The organism is Micromonospora sp. NPDC047620, assembly GCF_043205005.1.
Lineage (GTDB): Bacteria > Actinomycetota > Actinomycetes > Mycobacteriales > Micromonosporaceae > Micromonospora.
In genome coordinates this window covers 78,534-99,012 of sequence record NZ_JBIDDG010000026.1, presented here as the reverse complement: position 1 = coordinate 99,012, position 20,479 = coordinate 78,534, and the positions used below count along the sequence as shown (strand labels likewise).

12 protein-coding genes are annotated in these 20,479 nt (G+C 71.3%); 3 read left to right on the top strand and 9 right to left on the bottom strand.

Annotated features, from left to right (window positions below; genetic code table 11):
- Positions 1-111: 111 nt before the first annotated feature.
- The 6 genes from ACGF5C_RS26605 to ACGF5C_RS26580 all read right to left on the bottom strand — a co-directional run bounded on the left by ACGF5C_RS26605 (position 112) and on the right by ACGF5C_RS26580 (position 11,538).
- Positions 112-864 carry a hypothetical protein gene (locus ACGF5C_RS26605; RefSeq protein ID WP_393305870.1) on the bottom strand — a complete coding sequence of 251 codons (753 nt, stop codon included), beginning with the start codon at positions 862-864 and terminating at the stop codon, positions 112-114.
- 258 nt (positions 865-1,122) lie between these two features.
- A complete protein-coding gene (locus tag ACGF5C_RS26600; protein ID WP_393305868.1) occupies positions 1,123-1,992 on the bottom strand; it encodes an alpha/beta fold hydrolase in 870 nt (289 codons plus the stop codon).
- Between the two features lie 467 nt (positions 1,993-2,459).
- Positions 2,460-2,999 (bottom strand): enediyne antibiotic chromoprotein, encoded by a 540-nt coding sequence (locus tag ACGF5C_RS26595; protein ID WP_393305866.1) that lies wholly within the window; start codon positions 2,997-2,999, stop codon positions 2,460-2,462.
- A 221-nt stretch (positions 3,000-3,220) separates the two neighbouring features.
- Entirely contained in the window at positions 3,221-4,864 is a 1,644-nt protein-coding gene (locus ACGF5C_RS26590; protein WP_393305864.1) for a (2,3-dihydroxybenzoyl)adenylate synthase, read from the bottom strand.
- Positions 4,861-10,053 carry a type I polyketide synthase gene (locus tag ACGF5C_RS26585; RefSeq protein WP_393305862.1) on the bottom strand — a complete coding sequence of 1,731 codons (5,193 nt, stop codon included), beginning with the start codon at positions 10,051-10,053 and terminating at the stop codon, positions 4,861-4,863. Before ACGF5C_RS26585 ends, ACGF5C_RS26590 begins: the two co-directional genes overlap by 4 nt.
- Before the next feature lie 69 nt (positions 10,054-10,122).
- On the bottom strand, positions 10,123-11,538 hold the full coding sequence (locus tag ACGF5C_RS26580) for a methyltransferase (protein WP_393305860.1): 1,416 nt from the start codon (positions 11,536-11,538) through the stop codon (positions 10,123-10,125).
- Between ACGF5C_RS26580 and ACGF5C_RS26575 the strand changes: the two genes are divergently transcribed.
- Positions 11,510-13,300 (top strand): FAD-dependent monooxygenase, encoded by a 1,791-nt coding sequence (locus ACGF5C_RS26575; protein WP_393305858.1) that lies wholly within the window; start codon positions 11,510-11,512, stop codon positions 13,298-13,300. The genes ACGF5C_RS26580 and ACGF5C_RS26575 overlap by 29 nt on opposite strands.
- 146 nt (positions 13,301-13,446) lie before the next feature.
- Here ACGF5C_RS26575 and ACGF5C_RS26570 read toward each other — a convergent pair whose 3' ends face one another.
- The 3 genes from ACGF5C_RS26570 to ACGF5C_RS26560 form a co-directional block, all read right to left on the bottom strand.
- On the bottom strand, positions 13,447-14,499 hold the full coding sequence (locus ACGF5C_RS26570) for an alpha/beta fold hydrolase (protein ID WP_393305856.1): 1,053 nt from the start codon (positions 14,497-14,499) through the stop codon (positions 13,447-13,449).
- 327 nt (positions 14,500-14,826) lie between these two features.
- Entirely contained in the window at positions 14,827-15,072 is a 246-nt protein-coding gene (locus ACGF5C_RS26565; RefSeq protein WP_393305854.1) for a hypothetical protein, read from the bottom strand.
- Positions 15,073-15,156: 84 nt separating this feature from the next.
- Positions 15,157-15,432 carry a phosphopantetheine-binding protein gene (locus ACGF5C_RS26560; protein WP_363703127.1) on the bottom strand — a complete coding sequence of 92 codons (276 nt, stop codon included), beginning with the start codon at positions 15,430-15,432 and terminating at the stop codon, positions 15,157-15,159.
- Positions 15,433-15,621: 189 nt separating this feature from the next.
- On the opposite strand from ACGF5C_RS26560, the gene ACGF5C_RS26555 reads away from it, so the two are divergent.
- Together ACGF5C_RS26555 and cmdF are read left to right on the top strand one after the other, a co-directional pair.
- Positions 15,622-18,828 (top strand): amino acid adenylation domain-containing protein, encoded by a 3,207-nt coding sequence (locus ACGF5C_RS26555; RefSeq protein ID WP_393305852.1) that lies wholly within the window; start codon positions 15,622-15,624, stop codon positions 18,826-18,828.
- A 6-nt stretch (positions 18,829-18,834) separates the two neighbouring features.
- Positions 18,835-20,445 (top strand): tyrosine 2,3-aminomutase, encoded by a 1,611-nt coding sequence (gene cmdF, locus ACGF5C_RS26550; RefSeq protein ID WP_393305850.1) that lies wholly within the window; start codon positions 18,835-18,837, stop codon positions 20,443-20,445.
- Positions 20,446-20,479 lie beyond the last annotated feature (34 nt).

Here is a 20,479-nt window from a genome sequence, read left to right as displayed (position 1 = left end):
GGCGCCGCCGCACCGGCCCCCCTTCACCAGCCCCTTTGGCTGTGTCCGCGCCGGGCGCGGGGGGTGGGGGCCGGCGGGGCCCCCCCCACGACCTGGGAGGGCGGCGGTTGATCAGCTCAGGGCCAGGGCCCGCTCGTAGACGGTGGAGACCGACTCGGTGGCCAGCTGCTCCGTCGGCTCGACCGACCAGATCAGCACGTCCCCGTCAGCGGCCAGGGTGAGCTGGGCCTCACACTCGGTGGTCGGAAGGACCTCGTCGTTGAGTCCGGTGAACGACGGCAGGATCGTCGTGAGGGTAGAGGCGAAGGTGCGGGCGCCGTCCAGCGGCAGCGCCTTGTGCTCGGCGTAGGAGATGCTGCCCTTCAGCGGCTCACCCTTGCCGGTCTCCAGCAGGATGGTGCCGGCGCTGCAGGTGCGCAGCACCTCGGCCACCTTGTCGATCGCCGCGTCGGCGCCGCCGGGGATCTGGAACACGGCGGTCATGAAGTACCGCTGGAGGCTGTCCGGCGCGGCCTCCACCGATCGCTCGCCCGACTGCATGTAGCCCTCGACCCCGCTGAGGTCGCCAAGGGCATCGGTCATGTTCAGGCAGCCCTTGGGCTCGGACGTGAGACCAGGACCGGACTCGAACTGACCGGTCGCCACTGCCTCCTCGATGGTGATGGTGGGCTGGACGGACGCCGACTTCGCGTCCAGACCGTCGGCGGGAAGGAGCTGCCGGAGCTCCGACGACTCGAAGTGCATCGGGGCCGCCGCGGTGTCGCCGGACTCGGCGCTGGCCGCCCCGTTACCCGCCAGGAACAGCGTGGTGAGGGCCGCCATCGCCACTGCGGCGAGTGCGACGACGGTACGCTTTTTACGCATGTCTTCTCCATTTTTTCGGTGACATTGACCGGTGAACGCCTGAACAGCGGAATTCACCCGAGGCGTTCGGCCGCCCTCCCGATTCTCTCGCCTCTCCATCAGTATGTGGTTCGTCCGGACCGTTTTCCCCTCCCGTATTGCTCACCGGTTAGGGGGTGTGGAGTTCGCGATTCGTGTCGGATTAGTTATTGATTCAGGCGTGTAATTAAGACGGGCACAAAGGTCGCCTTTCCCTCGCAGCGAACCGGTCTCGGGCCGTCACCGCGTCGGTGGCGTGCTTGTCGCACGGGGGTGCGACAGGAGAACGGCGTGGAGCGCCTCGGCGAACTCGTACGGGTGGGTGACGTGCCCGAGGTGGCCGCCGGGAAGGTCGACCATTCCCACCTCCAGCAGCCGCGCCAGCTCCTTGTTGGGGCGGTAGGCGTACTGCTCCCGGGAGGCGGTGCCGCCGGCGAGCACCAGCTTGTCGCGGTGTCGGCGCAGGGCCGCCAGGTCGGGCTGGAAGGCCGGGAAACTGCGGGTCTCGTGCTCGAACCAGAACACCTCGTTGCGGCGGAGCCGGGTGAGCAGTTCCTCGAGTTCCCGCGGCGGAAGCCTGGCGTCCTCGGGCGGCCGGGTCTCACCTTCCAGGCCGACATGGTCGCGGAAAACGGCCTTGGCGGCGGCGACGCCGGACTCCCGGTAGGTGACGTAAAGGGTCTCGTAGAAGCTCAACCAGTGTGCGGCGTCCGGCAGGACCGACGCCAGGGGCGGCTCGTGGGCAACCAGGGTGCGTAGGCGGTTCGGGTGCGACTGCAGCAGTGCCAACGCCACGATGCCGCCTGAGCAGGTACCGAACACGTCGGCCGGCTCGTCGGAGACATGGTCGAGCAGCGCACGCGCGTCCAGCGCGTCGACGAGGACCCGCCGATGATCCGCCACGGCGTCGAAGGTCGGGCTCCGGGAAAAGCCGCGCCGGTCGTACGTGATGACCGTGCGGTGGGCGGCGAGGGAGTCGGCCAGTGGCCCGAACGGGGTGGCGTCCCCGTTGCCCGTGGGAATGCACAGCAGTGGTGGCCCGTCGCCGCGGAGTTCGAAATAGAGGGTGGCGCCGGGAACGTCGATGGTGCCCCGTCGCGGTGGGCGCATGTGGACCTCCTGGGGGAGTGCGGGGACCGGCGCGGTCGCGGCCCTGGCTGGGGATGCCACGACGGTCGCGTGCCTCCGAGACCGCCCGGAGCGCGCCGACGCGTCGACCGTGGTTGGCCCGACCGCTGCTCGGGAGCGGCTGCGGTCCCGGTGGAGTCGGCGGGCCCGGCCCTCGGCCGTCAGTCGACGGTAGGTCCGGCGGTGCTGCTGGACATCTTCATGAATGCGTGGAGGCCGGGGCGCGCCACCGCCCGTTTCTCAGCGCGGCCAACGCGGTGCAGGGCCGGAACATCGCCGGCACGTTGTCCACGTGTCGAACGCATCGACAGCGGCCGGTGGCCGGCCGAATTGCGTCGCTGTTTTTCGCCGGGCGTTCGAAGCGGCGCGGAATGGTGCCCGTCAGGTCCAAAAAGGCTGTTCCGGGTCACGCGGAACGTGACCCGGAACAGCGTTAGTGCGGCTTGCGATTACTTGAACGAAATTGCCGCGCCGGCGCCCTCGCCGAGGTCGTTGAACATGCCGATGCCGCACGGCACGGCCTTGCAGTCAACGGTGCCCCACGGAATGTTCTCCGGGCCCAGCGTGCCCTCGTAGACCTGCCGGACCGTCAGTTTGGTGCTCAGGTTGCCCGAGCTGGACGAGCTGACGTGAATGGTCTCGGCGCCGTTGCACGGAAGGGTTTCGCCGACGATCGCGCACTGACCGATGTGGTACACGGTGTCCGGCCGGAGGCCGGTGGCGGCAATGGTCACCGCCGTCCCGTCGACCAGGTTGCTCGACGGCGTGATGGTGACCTTGGCGGCGGCGGCGGAGACGCCGTCCTTCGGGGCGCTGACCGCTGGCGCCGAGGCGGCAACGGTGAGACCGAGGGCCGCCACGGCGCTGAGGCCGAGGGCGGACAGGGCAGTGCGGTTCCAGTTCCTGACGGTCACGCGAAACTCCAATTCGTGGGATGTCGTGCACACTTCTGGCAGGACCGGTCGTTTTGCGCCCGAGGCAACGGGCAAGTGATGCGACGCGACGGGACGAACAGTGCACCCGTGTCATGGCGTATTGACGACCGCCGAGCCGCATCATGAGCGCTCTAACAGTTATGACGACGGGCCGGCCGGCGATTGATCGGTCTGCGGCCAGAAATTTTTGTGCGGCCATCTCGCCGCTGCGGCCGGGGGTGGCGGCACCAGGGTGAGACCGGCGAGCCCACGGCAGGCCGCGCGAGGCTCCGGCGCTACGCAGACCGCGTCAGGAGCAGCCGCAGCGCCTTCTTGTCCGGTTTCCCGAGCGGGGTGTGTGGCAGGTCGTCCAGGACGACCAGACGCTCCGGCACCTTGAACGTCGCGAGCCCCCGCTCCGTCAGCGCCGCCGCCACCCGGTCCAGGGTCAGCTCGCGTCCCGGATGCAGGCGGACAACGAGGCAGACCCGTTCCCCGACGACGGCGTCGGGCACCGATACGGCCGCAGCCTCGGCGACATCCGGGATGTCCTGCGCCAGCGTCTCGATCTCGGCGGCGGAGATCTTCTCACCTGCCCGGTTGATCACGTCCTTCACCCGGCCACAGACCACAAGGTTTCCTCGCGGGGTGATGCGCACGAGGTCACCGGTGCGGTACCAGCCGTCGGGCGTGTAGGAGACGGCGTTCTGCTCGGGCGCGCGGTAGTAGCCGCGCGGGGTGTACGGGCCTCGGATGAGCAGCTCCCCAACCGCACCGGGCGGCAGGGGTCGGCCCGTCATGGGGTGGACCACGAGCAACTCGTCGAAAGGGCTGAGCGGGCGCCCCTGCGTCGTGTTCGCGATGGAGCGGGGCGCGTTGACCGGGGTGTAGCAGACCAGACCTTCGGCCATCCCGTAGACCTGTTGCAGCTCGCAGCCGAGGGCCGGGCCGATGGCGGCGGCGACCTCCGGGGAGAGCATCGACCCGCCGACGTGAATGTGCCGCAGGCTGGACAGGTCACGACCGCTGCCGTCCACGGCCTCCATCCATCTGATCGCCACCGCAGGCACCACCGACGTCGCGGTGACCCCTTCCGCCTCGATGGCGGCGAACGCCTGCTCGGGGCGGGGCGACGGCAGCATGACGACCCGCCCGCCGCTGTGCAGGGTCCCTAGCACTCCGGGGTTCGCCAACGGGAAGTTGTGGCCGACGGGCAGCACCGCCAGGTACACCGTCTGGCGGTTGAACTGGCAGACATCGGCGCTGCGCCGGATGTTGTACTCGTAGTCGTTGTGCGTGCGGGCGATGACTTTCGGTACTGCGGTGGTGCCGCCGGAGAGCAGGAAGAGCGCCACGTCGGCGGCGGACGGGGCCAGGCCGTCCAGCCGCCGGCGCCGCGCCTCGACGTCGTTGCAGGAGCGCATGAGGGACCGTACGTCGACGTTGTGCGGTCGGACGTCGGCGCCGACCACGAGAACGGCCGCGCTGTCCGGCAGGCCGGCTGCCACCCGGTCTGCCAGGGCCTGGTGGTCGTAGCCGCGCCAGGTGTCCGGTACGACCAGTGCCCGAGCCTCGACGTGTCTGGCGATCGCGGTGAGCTCGTGCGCTCGGTGCTGCGGGAGCAGCATCACGGGTGCCACCCCCGCTCGGAAGCAGGCGAGGGTGACGACGACGAACTCCCAGCAGTTCGGCAGCTGCACCAGGACGCTGTCGCCGCGGCGGAGCCCGTGCTCGATCAGCTGCTCGGCCAAGCCGTCGCTCAGCACAGCGAGTTCCCGGTACGTCAGCCGCCGGTCGCCGTCGACCACGGCCACGTGGTCGCCCCACGCGTCCGCCCAATCCCACAGATACGCCCCGAGTGGGCGGCCCCGCCAGCAGTCGGCCGTCCGGTAAACGTAGGCGAGATCCTCCGGCCAGGGCACGGTGCCCTCATCGATCACGGCTTGACTCCTTCCGTAGGGGTGGCCGTCGGCGCCAGCCGGGCGGCCAGGTATGTGGCGATGGCGTCCACGGTGGGTTGGTCCCAGAGCAGGGTCGCGGGCAGTGCGAGCCGGAATTCCTGTTCCAGCGCGTACCGGATCCGTGTGGTCATCACCGAGTCCAGGCCCATCTCCGACAGGGGGCGGTGAGGGGCGACGTCGCGGACGGGCAGCCGGGTCTCGTCGGCGACCTGTTCGCTGATCCGCAGGGACAGGTGCGCGTGCAGCGCGGCGTCGTCCAGACCGGTCCACGATGGAGCCGTCGTATCGGCCGCCTCTCCGGCGGAGGAGGCGGTCGTCAGCTCATCGAGCAGGGGTGGGCGCCGCCCGGCCGGGGAGCCCGGCAGGATGCGCAACACGGCCGCCTCGCCGAGGCTGTACCGCTCCACGAGGTCCCAGGAGGCGAACGCCTCGGCCGCACTGATGTCTGCGGTGCCCCGGGCGGCCAGTTCGGCGTTGATCACGTCGGAGGAGGTGGACATGCCGAGCCCACGCCAGGACGTCCAGGCGATGCTTCGCGTTCCGCTGTCCCCCACTGCGCGTCGGTGTCGCGCGAGACCGTCGAGGAAGGCGTTGCCCGCGGCGTAGCTGGCCTGCCCGGGCAGGCCGAGGAGTTGGCCCGCCGAGGAGAAGAGCACGAAGAAGTCCACGCTGCCGGGCGGGAAGATGTCATGCAGGGCCAGCGCCCCCGCGACCTTCGGCCGTAGCACGTGACGCAGTGACGCCTCGTCGAGTGCGTCGACCGTGCGGTTGTCGATCACCCCTGCCGCGTGCACGAGGCCGCGGACGGGAGGCAGCCCGAGCGCGGCCGGCCGCAGCAGTCGCGCGGCGGCGTGCCGGTCGGCGATGTCGACCGGCACCACGGCGACCGTGACACCGGAACGCTCGAGTGCCCGGATGGTCTCGACCGCTGCCCGCTGCCCGGGGTCGGTCAGGTCGTCCCATGCGTCACGGTGGGGCAGACCACGGCGACCGGCCAGCACGATGCGGCGCGCGCCACGCGTCGCCAGCCAGGACGCCACCTGCAGGCCGAGGGTCCCCAGCCCGCCGGTGACCAGGTACGTGCCGTCCGGCCGGCAGATCGCCGGTGAGGCCTCGGGGGCGTCCTCACCGGTACGCAGGCGTGGCACCGAGACGATCCCGTCCCGGATGACGATGACGTCTTCGCCGTGGCTGTCCCCGATGATCTCCACGAGCGTCGACAGGTCCCCCGGCGACGCGCCGACGTCAACGACACCGCCCCAGAGCTCCGGATGCTCGCCACCGACGATCCTGCCCAGACCCCAGAGAGCCGCGTGGCCGAGAGCCCCGCTGTCCGTGCAGCCGACCACGCCCTGGGTCAGGCACCAGAGGCGTGCGGGCCGCGCCGACCCGGCCCCCGCCAGCCGCTGTACGGTCCGGGTGAGCAGCCAGGTGTTCTCGTCGACCGACCCGGCCACGTCGTCAGGATGCGTGCGGGCGGGCACGACGAGGACCGCCGTACCATCGGTCAGGTCCGTGCCGGCGAGGTGGTCCGGGTCGGAGACGTGCCTCCACGGTATGCCCGTGCCCTCCAGGCGAGCGGTCAGTCCCTCGCTCAGCGATGTGCCCGGGCCGACCAGGACCACCGCCTCCGGGCGGTGCCCGACCAGCCGGGGTGCGGACCGCCAGATGGTCTGGTGCACCAGACCCGTCGGGGTGCCACCCCGGTGCACATCGAGGTCGAGTACCCCGTACCGCAGGCCGGTCAGCCGGCCGACCGTCTCGCCATCCGAGTTGACGATCTCAACCTCGACGACGTCGTCGGCCGCAGTACGCACGACGATCCGTGCCTGGGCGACCGCCGCCGGCGAGAGCGTGACCCGGTGGATGTGCGCGGGCATCCGGAGGGTGGCCGGCCCGGGAAAGACCACCGACGCGATCGACAGCGCAGCGTCGAGCATCGGAGCCCATCCACGCGGCGCGCCTTCACCGTTCTCGACATCGACGTCCGCGACCATGCCGTCCACGGTTCGGCCGATGCGACGGACGACCCAACGGAAACCCATGGCGGCGACACCGAGCGAAGCCAGCCGGTCGACGACGAAGTCGTCCGGCAACGCCTCGATCACCTTGGTGGGGTGGCTGTCACCGGCGGGTAGGTCCAGGTGTGTGTCGATGGTGGCTGCGGTGTGCGTAACCCAGCTCTCGTCCTCGTCGTCGGCGCCGTCAGCGAGGATCCGCGAGCTGAGTCGGAGCGTTTCGCCCTGACGGACCACCTGGACTTCCCGCGGCCGGGTCACGCTGACCGGTACCCGGAGGGCGAGGTCTGCCAGGTCGACCCAGCCCCGATCCGTTGCGGCGGAGAAGAAGGTGTTGAGCAGCACCGCGGCGGGGACGATCTCCACGTCCCGTACGGGATGGTCCCCCGGGTACGGACGGGAGCCGTGGTCGAGGCGGGTTGACCAGAACTCGGTCCTCTCGGCCCCACGCACCACCGTGCGCCCGCCGAGCAGCGTGTGGCTGCGCGGGTCGTGCCGCCTCGTCACCCCCGGCGTCGGTGCCGGCTCCGGTGCCCAGTGCCGCCTGCGCTGCCACGCCTGGGTCGGCAGGTCGGCGAGGTCACCAATGGACCATAGGGCTGACCAGTCAACGGCCGCGCCGTGGCAGTACAGCTCGCCCAGGCTCGTCAGCAGGGCTTCATGTGCCGGCCGCCCCCGGCGCAGCGAGTACGCCACCCGGCCGTCGTCGATCCCGAGGCTGTCCAGGGCTTCGCTGATCGAGTGTGCGACGACGGGGTGCGCGGAGATCTCCAGGAAAAGCCGGTGACCGTCCTCGGCTGCGGCGGCGACGGCCTGCGCGAAGCGCACCGAGCCGCGCAGGTTCGCCGCCCAGTAGGCGCCGTCCCGAGCGACGGTCGAGCGGGGATCGGAGAGGGCCGTCGTGTAGGTCGGGATCAGTGGCGCCGCAGGCGGAAGGTCGGTGGCGGCGGCCTCCAGCGGGTCCAGGAGCGGATCCATGTGCGGACTGTGGAACGCCACATCCGACTGGATCGGCCGGACCGTCACCCCGTCTGCGAGCCACCGTTGCGCGACGTCGGCGATGCCCGCGACGTCACCGGAAAGCACCGACCATTCGGGGGACGCGGCGATCGCGACGACCACGTCGTCCCGTTCGCCCAGCCGGCGTACCGCCTCGTCGAATCCGACGTTCACCATGACCATGGCGCCGGCCCCGGCGACCTCCCGCAGGAGCAGCGAGCGGCGGCAGACCAGGCGCGCGCCCTGCTCCAGGGTGAGCATTCCGGCGGTGACCGCGGCGGCGATCTCCCCCACGGAGTGACCTATGACGGCGGCGGGACGCAGTCCCATCGCCCGCCACGTCGTCGCCAACGCGACCTGGACGGCGAAGATCATTGGCTGGATCACGTCCACCGGTTGCGGACGGTCGTCGAGGAGAACGGACCGTGGCGAGAGGCCCAGCTCCGCCCTGAACACCGGGTCGAGTTGGTCGAGCACGTCGGCGAACGGGGTGTCGTCGATCAGGTCGCGGGCCATGCCGGTCCACTGTGAGCCGTGTCCCGAGAACACCCAGACGACGCCACGGTCACCGCCGGCCGGTGCCGCGCCGGTCACGCAGCCCCGGCCGGTGGACGCGTACTCCCGCAGCGTCTCGACCAGGCCGGTCCGGTCGGCGGCTACCACGGCGGCGCGATGGGTGAGATGGCTGCGTCCGAGGGCGAGGGTGTGGCCGACGTCCGTGGCGGTCACGGCCGGCTTATCCGTGAGTCGCCTGGCGAGCCGGTCGGCGTTCTGCCGCAGGGCGGTAGGGCTTGCCCCCGACAACGGGTGGAGAAACGGGCCGGGTCGCTCGCCGTCGCCGCCGCGGCGGACCGGCGTGCCGGCTCCGTCGATGATGAGGTGGGCGATGGTACCGCCGTAGCCGTACCCGGAGACCGCCGCGCGCCGCGGCGTATCCGCTTGCGGCCACGGCGTCAGCTCCGTCACCACCTGGAGTCCCGAGGTCTCCCACGCGACGGCGGGGTTGGGACGGTGGAGGTGCAGACTCGGTGGCAGCTCGCCGTGCCGGAGGGCGAGCACGGTCTTGATGACGCCGGCGACGCCGGCACCCGCCTCCAGGTGACCGATGTTCGGCTTGACCGAGCCGATCAGCAGCGGTCGGTCCGGCGGCCTGCCGGCCCCGAACACCGACGCCAGCGCACCCGCCTCCAGGGGATCGCCCACCGGTGTCCCTGTGCCGTGCGCCTCGACGTACTGGACCGTCCGCGGATCTATGCCGGCGTCCCGGCAGGCGCGACGCATCAACTGCTCCTGTGCGTGCCCGTTCGGCGCCATGATGCCGTTGGTTCGGCCGTCCTGCTGGACCGCGCTGCCCCGGACGACGGCCAGGATCCGGTCGTTGTCCCGGCGGGCGTCGGCGAGCCGCTTGAGCACCACGACGCCACCGCCCTCGCCACGGCCGTAGCCGTCCGCGTCCGCGTCGAAGGACTTGCAGCGCCCGTCCGGGGCGGTGGCGCCGGCGGCGTCCAGTACCAGGGTCAGGCCGGGCGCCGCCATCACCAGCACCCCGCCGGCTAGGGCGACATCGCATTCCCCTGTCCGCAGGGCCTGTGCTGCCAGGTGGATGGCGACCAGGGACGAGGAGCACGCGGTGTCCACGGTCATGCTGGGACCGTGCAGGTCCAGCGCGTACGACACCCGGTTGGCGACGGCGCAGTAGGCCCCTCCGATTCCGGTCCACGCCTCGATGCGGGGGAGGTCCTCCAGCAGCCGCCGCCCGTAGTCGTCCGTGCCGACGCCCATGAACACGCCGGCGTCGGTGCCGGCGAGTCCCTTCGGCGGGATGCCCGCATGCTCCAGGGCCTCCCACGCCAGTTCCAGCACGATGCGTTGCTGCGGATCCATCAGCGCCGCTTCCCGCGGTGTGATCTCAAAGAAGTCGGCGTCGAAGCCGGAGACGTCGGCCAGGAAGGATCCTCGCGTGGTCGCCGTCGCCAACGCTGCGGCCTGCTCCGGGCCCTGGCTGGCGTACCAGCTCCAGCGGTCGTCGGGGAGTTCCCCGACGGTGTCCCTGCCGTCACGCAACAACGCCCAGAACTCGTCGGGCGAACTGACGTCTCCGGCGAACCTGCAGGCCATGCCGACGATGGCGATGGGTTCGGTTGAGGTCATGAAGAGGTCTCCTTGACGCGTCGCGAGCGCACGGTTGTCGGAGTCGGTGTGGAGCCGGCGGACGAGGCCCTATCGACGGCCGACGACGAGGGCATGGCTGAACCCCATGTCCTCGTACCGCTCGACGTGCGAGAAGCCCGCATCGAGGGCCGCTTGCTCCATGTCGGCGGCGGAATAGGCCATGCCTTCGCCGGAGGCCAGGGTGAGGAAGTACGGGGAAACCAGCCCGGCGCTCATCGAGCCGGTGCCCGCGTCGTCGGAGACGAAGTTGTAGATGAGGCAGATGCCGCCCTCCGGCAGCGCCGCCCGGCACTTGCGCAGCAGTTCGGTGTTACGTTTCCGGGACCAGATCTCGAAGATGTGGAACACGAACACCGCGTCGGCGCCGTCGGGCAGCGGGTCGGCGAGGATGTCACCGGCGTGGAAACGTACCCGTCGCCGCAGATCCGGATCCTCGATCCGGTCTGCGGCCAGGCGGGTGACACTTTCCTGGTCGAAGACGGTGACCGTGAGGTGCCGGTAGCGTCGGGCGAGTTCGATCGCGTTCGTCCCGTCGCCACCACCCACGTCGACCGCGTGCCGCACGGTGCTGAAGTCGTAGCGCTCCAACAGCTGCGCGAATGCCTTGCGCGACGCGTCGCCCATGTTGGCGTAGAACACCTGCTGCAGCTCGGGATGCGCGGTGAGCCGCTCGTAGAGGGTGGTCCCCGGGCCAGGCAGATGACGGAGCCCTACGTTGGTGCCGCGACGTACCGATTCCGCCAGGTCGGGCAGGGCTCGGTTGATCACCTTCGCCTGGACGTCGACGAGCGCTCCCAGGAAGCGGGGGCTCGACCGCAGCAGCTTCCTGCGCGCCATGGCGGTGTTGCCGTAGGTGTCACCGCACTTCTCGACCAGCCGGAGCGCACAGAGCCCCAGCAGCATGACGCGGGCAGGCTGCGCCTGGATACCGATCGTCGCGGCCAGGCGTGCCGCGTCCATTCCTCCGCTGCTCTCCAGGTGCTCGAAGATCTCGAGTTCCAGGCTGGTGCGCACCAACTCGAACGCGGTCGTGCCGTGGATCAGCAGTCGGAGGTAGTCGGCTTCCGTCAACGCCACGTGCCGATCGATGCCCATGGTGCTCCTTCCTGCCCTGCGCAGGGTTTCGGGGCCGTACGTGCCGACGAGACGGCAGTTTCGGGGGGACGATCCGATCGTGGTGGCGGCGTGTCGCCTCCTGCACCTCCCTGGGTGCCGCGTCGTCGGTGCGCCGCCCGCGGCATCAGACGCGGACCTGGATCCGGGGAACGCGGACGCCTCCGCCGCACCGGGGAAGATGCCGCCCGTGCAATCGGCTGCGACGATCCGAACCAGGCCGGACCGTGCCGCGGCGGAAGGTGGCGCGGTCCGGGCCGGACTTCTGCTCGGAATCGTCGGCGCGACCGCGTACGGCGACGAGGAAGCGGTGAGGGCGGACATGGGTGGCGTGACGCGGTTGGCGATCATCGGGGCAGGTCCCGCCGGTCTCTTCCTGGCACGGCTGATCGGCCGCACGCTGCCCGGGGTGACCGTCGACGTCTACGAGCGCAACCGGCGTGAGGACGTGGCCGGCTTCGGCGTCGCGTTGTCCGACCGGACCATGCGGGAGCTCGCGACCTGGGATCCCGAGGTCGCCGAGCGCCTCGGGTGCGTCGTGCGGCCGCTGTCCGGCATCGAGCTGCGGCTGCCCGGCGAACGCCTCCGCTACGCCGGCTTCCCGATCGCCACGGTCTCCCGCGACACGATGCTGGCGCTTCTGTCGGAGGCGGCACGACGGGTCGGCGCCCGGCTCCACTACGGGCATAATGCCCGCGCCGACCAGTTCGACGCGGACGTGACCGTCCTCGCCAACGGTGCCCGCTCGGCGCAGCGGACGGCCCGTGCCGCGGACTTCGGCACCACCGTGCGCACCGGCGCCGCCCGCTACATCTGGTTGGGCTCGGCCGCCGACATCGGCGACGCCGCCACGATGTTCTTCGTGCCCACCGAGCACGGACCGATGGCCGCGCACACCTATTCGTGCGGTGACGGGTTGAGCACCGTCGTGGTGGAACTCGACGAGGGGACCTGGCGTCGGGCGGGTCTTGACGTCCTGTGTCGTCCCGACGGCGTACCGGGCGAAATCAGCGGCGACGGGCTGGCACTGCTCGACGACGTCTTCGCCGACCACCTCGGCGCCCCGCTGGTCAGCAACAGGAGCCGGTGGTCGCGTTTCGACGTCGTGACGAACCAGCGGTGGTCCGACGGCAACCTGGTGCTGGTCGGCGACGCCGCCCACACCGCGCATTTCAGCGTCGCGTCCGGAACCACGATGGCGCTCGCGGATGCGGCTGCGCTTGCCGCTGCGCTGCGCGAGCAGGACACCGTCGCCGACGCGTTCGCCGCGTACGAGCGGGCGCGACGGAGCCGGGTGTCCCGCGTGCAGCGCCTGGCGGGACCCAGCATGCGGTGGTGGGAGACCTACGGGCGGCGCCTGCACCTGCCGCCGGCGCAGTTCGGCATGCACTTCATCACGCGGAGCACGGCGATCAGTTATCTCGGCCTGCGCCGTCGTTGTCCCGCCCGCGTCGACGAAGCGGAGGCGGCGTACCGCCGTGCCGCCGGCGTCGACCCGGACGGCCCTACTCGCAACGCCATTGCCGAACCGCTGACACTCGGTGCGCTGCGTCTGCCGAACCGGCTCGTCAGTCTCGGTGGACCGGCATCCGTCGGCACCACCGGTCCGACACTCGGCGCGGGGGACGGGATCGACCCGCGTCTGCGGCCGGTTGCGGAGCTGCACCCGCTCCCGCCCGGATCAGCTCCGCCCGCCGACGGCTGGACGGTGGGCACCGAGGGGCGGCTGCTGGTCCGGGGCATGCACGCGCTGAGGATCGTGGCACTGGCACCGCCGGACCCGACGGCGTCCGCGCCGGTCGACGACGACGGACTGGTCGCCGCCGCCGCGCTCCGCAGGCGCGGCGTCGACGGTGTCCTGCTGTTGCCGAACTTCAGCGTCCCCGGCTGGTGGGACCGGACCGTCGAGTTCGGCGGCCGGATCCGGGCGGAGGCCGGCATGGTGGTCGTCGGCTGCGTGCCGATGGACTGGTCGATCGACCTGTTCCGTGATCCGTCCGTCGACGCGTGGCCGACGCGGATCCACCTGGCGCTGGTGTCGGCCCGCCTGGACCTCGTGGTGCAGTGGCCGTGCTCCGCGACGCAGATGGCTCCGGGCAGCGAGGCGGCGTGACCCCACCTCGTGTTCCTCTGGAACACGTCCGGATCGGCTGTGGGCGAATGGCGGTTCGGACGACGCGGCCGGCCGCCACGCGCCGGTGGGCACGTGACGGCCGGCTGCTGACCTCGTCGGGGCGGACCCCGGCGCGGGCCGGACGATCAGGCGACGCAGTTGGCCAGTTCCGGCGACGGCGGGGTGGCCGTCACGCCGGTGAAGAGGTTGACGCAGGAGATGAGGAACTGCGGGTTCTCTTCGGGGATGAAGTGCCCCGAGTTGGGGGCGACGACCTCGCGTACGTCGTCGGCGACCTGCCGGAACGAGGCCGCGACCCCAGGCCCGAACGTCGCCGCCGAGCCCATCGCCAGGACCGGCATGGCCAGCCGCCGCGCCGCGTTGGCCCGGTTGTTCTCCGCGTCCCCGGCGTACGCGCGGTAGTAGTTGAAGCCCGCCGTCCGGTCGGCCGGGTCCCGGTAGTACTGGTAGTAGACCTCCCTGTCGATGGCCTCGCGGTTGACGCTGAAGTCGAAGATCATGCCCAGGTAGGTCGACACGTCCTCGTTGTCGAGGATCCGCTCGGGGATCGGCGAGGGCGCCGCGTTGAACAGGAAATGGAAGCTGAGGGTGTAGGCGTCCTCCAGGCCGAATCCAGACAGTGTCGAGTCGAGCACCGCGAGTCGCGTGACCTCGGTGGGGAACTCACGGGCGTACGGGTACGCGACCAGTACGCCGACGTCGTGCGCGAGGATCGAGACCTGACGGTGTCCGAGGGCGTGCACCGCCTGACGAATACGCTGCGCGGTGGTCACCTTGTCGTATCCGCCGGCGAAGGAGCTGGAATCGCCGAGGCCCGGCAGGTCGAACGCGATGACCGTGTGGTTGCGGGCGAGGGCAGGCATGACATCGTGCCACGCCCACCAGGTCTGCGGCCAGCCGTGCAGCAGTACCAGCGCCGGCCCGGAGCCGCCCTTGACGTAGTGCAGCTGGCCGCCGTCGACCGGCACCATGCCGTGCCGGAAGGACGTGCTGAAACTCGCCGTGCCGCTGGTCGGCTCGGCGTAGGTGCCCGCAGCGGAGGACGACGACGCCCCGACGACGAGCACCGTCGCCGCGACCGCGAGGGACGCGACGCCCCTTCGCCACAGCGATCTCGCCCGGGCGGGCGAGCCACCGTAGTGCTGCTTTCGCCCACGGCGAAGTACGGACAATGTCATGGTGCCCCTTTCGGTGTTTGCCGAGCGTCGGGCGCGCCCGACCCACGACGGGATGCGCTTCCCGGAGCAGGACCGCAGGCTAACGATATGCATAGATATAGGTCTTAGCCTGACAAGATCCGTTGTTGGCGACGATCTTATGTTTGGCTAAGATAGTCGTCAATTGTCCGTGTGGACCGCCGCCTTTGGCTCACCGGGTCCATGTCGCGATCGCAAGGACGAAAAAGCGCCTCGACCGATGACTGGCGGCCGGCGGGCACGTCGGTGGCGCGGCAGCTCCGGGCGTCCGTTCGCGACCGGGCCGGCAGCCGACGGGGGTTGGTCCACTCATGCGGCCGCCCCCGGTGTGGCCGGACCCGCCATCCGCAACACGGTGTCGCGCCTCGGCTGCGTCGGACGTACCGGAGCCGGGGGTGGTGTCGACACCAACTCCACGACGTACACGACGTCGTTGGTGCCGATGCCGCCAGCTCCGAATCGCTCCAGCCACGAGTCCGCAGTCGCCGGATCGGTCACCTCGGTAAGTGTCTGGACGTGGCCGGTCTCGATGTCGTACAGCCTGATGGCCAGCATCGCGTGCTCCCTTCTCGCGGCGACGGGGCGTGCCCTGGACCGGGCGGCGTGGGGTGGGGCGGCCGGGCCCGGACCCGAGCCCGGTTAGCCGGCGGACTCTGCCTGCCGGATGACCACGTCGGTGAAGGTCCGCAGATCCGGGTCGTCGAAGAGGACGGCGGCGTCGACCTCGATGCCGAGCTCCTCCTCGATCCGGCCGACGATGCGCACAGCGGAGATCGACTGCCCCTGCAGTTCAAGAAAGGTGGCGCCCGGGGACGCCTCGCGGGCGTTGAGGACGTCACGCCAGATGGCGCTGATGCGCCCCTCCAGCTCAGCGGGGTCCCGGGGGTTCGGAGCAGTTCCGGGGACGTCGTTCATTCGTCACCTCTTCCAGGTTGCGCGCTCGGCTCTGCGGTCATCCTGGGCGGTATCGACAGTGGCGCGCATCTCTGCGAATGCGCATTCCGGGAGATCGGCTCCCGGCGTACGGCCGGCCGTTCGCCGGTCCCACTTCCACGGCGCATTTCATGAGATGCCGGCCCTGCGGGACCCGCCGAGACTTGCTGCGTGACAACCGACGCTCCAACCACCCCGTCGCGCCTGGCCGCGGCCGCCGCCGACGTGCAGGACGGCATCTGGTACGTCACGCGGCTGCACGCGGACGCCCCTGCTCCGACGGTCCGCCGCTCGTACTGGGTCACCGGCGACATCGACGTGGACGCCCTGTGCTCGGCCTGGCGGGCGGTACTCGACCGGCACGAGGCGCTGCGGACGACGGTCGCGACGGTGGGCGGCAGGCCCGTCCGGTGCGTCGGCCCCGTGCACCGGGACGCCGTCGAGGTGCGGGACGTGCGCGACGGATCACCGGCTGTGCTGCCGGGCGACCTCGGTGCCGGGCCGTCCGCCCGGATGACCGTCCTCCGAATCACCCCGCGGCACCACCGCATCATGCTCGCCGCCCACCGGGCGGTCGCGGACGACGTGTCGATGTCGCTGGTCGCCGGGGAACTCTCGGCCGGGTACGCCGACGCCGTCGGCGCTTCCCACGAGGCGTCCGCACCGACCCGGCACCACCGCGAGCACCCGCGCAGGCCAGAAGCAACCATCTGCCGCGACGCTGCCGACCGGTGGGTCGCCGAACTGGACCCACCTCCGCCGGCCGCGTCCCTTCCGGTGTACCGGCCCGCCAGCGGAACACCGATGACGGCCGACGAGGTGACCTTCGACTGGGAATCGAGCCTGTACACCGCGGTCCGGGCTCTGGCCCGAGCGGAGGGCACCGCGCCCCTGACGATCGTGTTGGCCGCGCTCCAGGTTGTCCTCGGGCGGTACGGCGGCGACGACACGCTGACGGTGGCGATGCCCGTCTGCCTGCGCGGGCCGGGCGAGGAGGGCACGGTCGGTCCGCTGTCGACCCTCGTTCCCATCGTCGGCAGGCTGACCGCCACCGCCACGTTTCGGGAGCACCTGCGCCGTACGGCGCGGCGGCGGCGAAGCGCTGAGACGCACGGACGGCTGCCCTTCCCGCGCCTGGTCCGTGGCCTCAATCCGCCCCGCCCCGTCGACGGAATCCCGCTCTGCGACGCGGTGCTCGCCGAGGGCCGGCACCAGGGCACGTCGCTGCGGCTGGCCGGCGCCGCCGTCCACGAGCTGAGGACCCCCGCCCACACGCTCCTCGCCGATCTGGTGCTCACCGTCTCACCGACCGGTCCGGCCCTCACCGGAACCCTCGCCTACCGCACCGACCGGATGGGGCGCTCGACCGCGGAGGGCATGCTCACGCACCTGCGCACCCTGCTCACGGCGGCCGCCCGCCACCCCGACGTGGCCATCGCCGACCTCCCGCTGGAGACGCCCCGGCAACTCGCGACGGCGGTACGCGACCTGGACGCCACGGCCGATCCGCCGGTACCGCCGCGGCCGGTGCCCGACCTGATCCGCGAATGCGCCGAGCGGTTCCCGGACGCGGTCGCCGTGCGGTGCGAGGAGGAGAGCCTGACCTACGCCGAACTCGTGGCCCGGGCGGCCAGCCTCGCGGCCTGGCTGCGGGCCCGGATCCCGGTGACGGGCCGCGCGGTCGCCATCCGGCTGCACATGGGACCGGCGTTGGTGGCGGCGTCCCTGGCCGTGCTGCAGTCCGGCGGGCATGTGGTGTGGATGAGCCCGGACGACACCGGGGAACGGGCCGCGATGGTCCTGACCGACCTGAGGCCGGCCGTCGTGCTGCTCGGTGGCGACCCGGCCGACGACCTGCTGGCCGACCGGTACAGGGCCGAGCGGGGCGGGCAGGTCCTCGCGCTGCCGACGGATCTGACCACGCGAGCGGCGGCGACGCCGTGCGACATCGACCTCGCGTCGGCGGCGTACGTCGCGTTCACGTCCGGGTCGACCGGGCGACCGAAGGGCGTCACCCAGACCCACGCGGCGCTCGCCCAGTTCGCCACCTGGCTCGCGCACATCGGCGGTCTCCAACCCGGTTCACGGGTGGCGCAGTGGGCCGCCGTCGAGCACGACCCGAGCCTCTGCGAGGTGTTCGCGACCCTGATCTCCGGTGCGACGCTGGTGCCCGTGCCGGGCCGGGTCCGGGCTCACCCCGAGCGGTTCGTGCGCTGGCTCGACCGGGAGGGCGTCACGCTGCTGCAGACCGTGCCGAGCTTCGCCCGCGAGCTGGCGGTCGCGATGGAGCGGGACGGCGCCGTGCCGAATCGCCTGACCCACCTGATCCTGATGGGGGAGGCACTCGCGGCCAGCCTGGCGAACCAGCTGCGCCGGCTACTCCCGCACACCCGGCTGTGGAACGTCTACGGACCGACCGAGACGGTGGCGGCCAGCGCGTACCAGATCGATGCCCCGGTCCGCGGCGAGCGGGTGCCGATCGGCCGGCCGATCCCCGGCCGGCAGGTGCTCGTCGTCGACGAGCGGGACCGTCCCTGCCCCGCGGGAGTGACCGGGGAGATCATCGTCCGTAGTCCGTACGCCGTGCCGGGCTACCTGCCCGGCGCGGCCGGGCAGAGGCCACGCGACGCCGCCTTCCGGCCCCTGCGCGGCGCCGATGAGGCCGCCTCGCCGGCGGGGCGTTGCTACCGGACCGGCGATCTCGGCCGACGCCGCTTCGACAACACTCTGGAACACGTCGGCCGGATGGACCACCAGGTCAAGCTCGCCGGACACCGGCTCGAACTCGCGGCGGTGGAGGCAGCCCTCGCCGAACATCCGCTTGTGGCGGACTGCGCCGTGGTCGCCGTGGCCGACCCGGACGGACTGGTGAGCCGGCTGGTCGTCTTCGTGGTCGCCCGGCACCGCGGCGACTGGCAGACGCTGGTGGCGTCGCTGCGGACGCACCTGCGTCGTCGGTACGGTCCCGTGATCCACCGCGCATCCTTCGCCGCCCTCGACGGGATGCCACGCAACGTCGGCGGCAAGGTCGACCGGACCCGGCTCCCGGACCCCGTGCTGGCCGCCGGGTCCGCCGCCGGGCGGGATCCGACCGCGGCCGAGCAGGAGATCGGGCGGCTCTGGGCGGAACTGCTTCCGGCCGGGCCGGCGGACGTGCACCACAGCTTCTTCGCCGCGGGCGGCCACTCGCTGCTGTTGGCTCGGCTCGCCCACCGGCTCACCGAGCGCTTCGGTGTGGACGTGTCCGTGGCGGAGCTGATGACGGCCCCGACGGTGGCTGGCATGGGGGCGCTGGTGCAGGCGGCGGCCGCCGGGTGCGGCGACTCGACAGCCGGTGGAGCGTTCGCTGCTGCCGGGCCAACCACGACGATGGGATGAAAGAGCATGGCTCAGTTCGACAGCGCTGCCAGATCGGTGGTTCTCGACGGCGCCGGACTCACGATCGACGGCGTGCGACAGGTGGCCGAACAGGGCGCACCCTGCGTGGTGCCGGCGGAGTCGCTGGCCCGCGCGGCCGGCAGCCGGCAGCGGTTCGAGGACATCGTGCGGCAGGGCATCCCGGTCTACGGCGTGACGACCGGGTACGGCGAGATGATCTACATGCTGGTGGACCAGTCCAAGGAGGTCGAGCTCCAGACCAACCTGGTCCGCAGCCACAGCGCTGGCGTCGGTCCGCACTTCTCCGAGGTGGAAGCCCGGGCGATCCTCGCCACCCGACTCAACGCCCTGGCCAAGGGCTACTCCGCCGTACGCCCCGAGCTGATCACCCGACTGGAGCTATACCTGAACCTCGGCATCACGCCGGCCATCCCGGAGATGGGCTCGCTGGGCGCCAGCGGGGACCTGGCCCCCCTGTCGCACATCGCGAGCACGGTGCTGGGCGAGGGATACGTGCTGCGCGACGGCCGGCCCGTACCGGCCGGGGAGGTACTCCGCGAGCACGACATCACGCCGATGGAGCTGCGGTTCAAGGAAGGCCTCGCGCTCATCAACGGCACCTCCGCGATGACCGGACTCGGTGCCCTGGTGATCGGCCGGGCGACCGAACAGGTCCGCCAGGCCGAGATCGTCGCCGCGCTGATCATCGAGACCCTGCAGGGATCCACCGGCCCGTTCCTCGCCGAGGGCCACGACCTTGCCAGGCCGCACCCCGGCCAGATCGACTCCGCCGCCAACATGCGTGCGTTGATGAGCGGCAGCGAACTGACCGTTTCCCACGCCAGCCTGCGGCAGCGGCTCGCCGACGAGTGGCAGCCGGACAAGGCGGTGCAGCGGACGAACATCTACATGCAGAAGGCGTACTCCCTGCGGGCGGTGCCGCAGGTGCTGGGCGCGGTGCGGGACACCCTCACCCACGCCCGGTCGACGGTCGAGGTCGAGCTGAACTCCGCCAACGACAACCCGCTCTTCTTCGGCAGCGGCGAGGTCTTCCACGGTGCGAACTTCCACGGCCAGCCGGTCGCCTTCGCGATGGACTACGTCACCATCGCCCTGACGCAGCTTGGTGTGCTCTCCGAGCGCCGCACGAACCGCCTGCTGAACCGCCATCTGAGTTACGGTCTCCCGGAATTCCTTGTCATGGGTGAGCCGGGGCTCAACAGCGGTTTCGCCGGCGCCCAGTACCCGGCCACCGCGCTCGTCGCGGAGAACCGCACGATCGGCCCGGCCAGCATCCACAGCATCCCATCCAACGGCGACAACCAGGACATCGTCAGCATGGGCCTGATCGCCGCCCGCAACGCGCGCCGGGTCCTGGCGAACAACGACACGATCCTGGCCGTGGAGCTGCTCGCCGCCGCGCAGGCGGTCGACGTCTCCGAACGGTACGCGCAGCTGAGCCCGGCCGGGCAGGCCGCCTATGACCTCACCCGATCCATCGCACCCACCCTGCACCGCGACCGCTACATGGCCGACGACATCGCCGCAGTGGCGACGGCGCTGAGCCGTGCGGACCTCCTCGACGCCGTCCTGCGCGCCGACGTGGTCCTGCGGTGACCGGCGAACCCCTGTCCGCGACTCCTGGAGGACG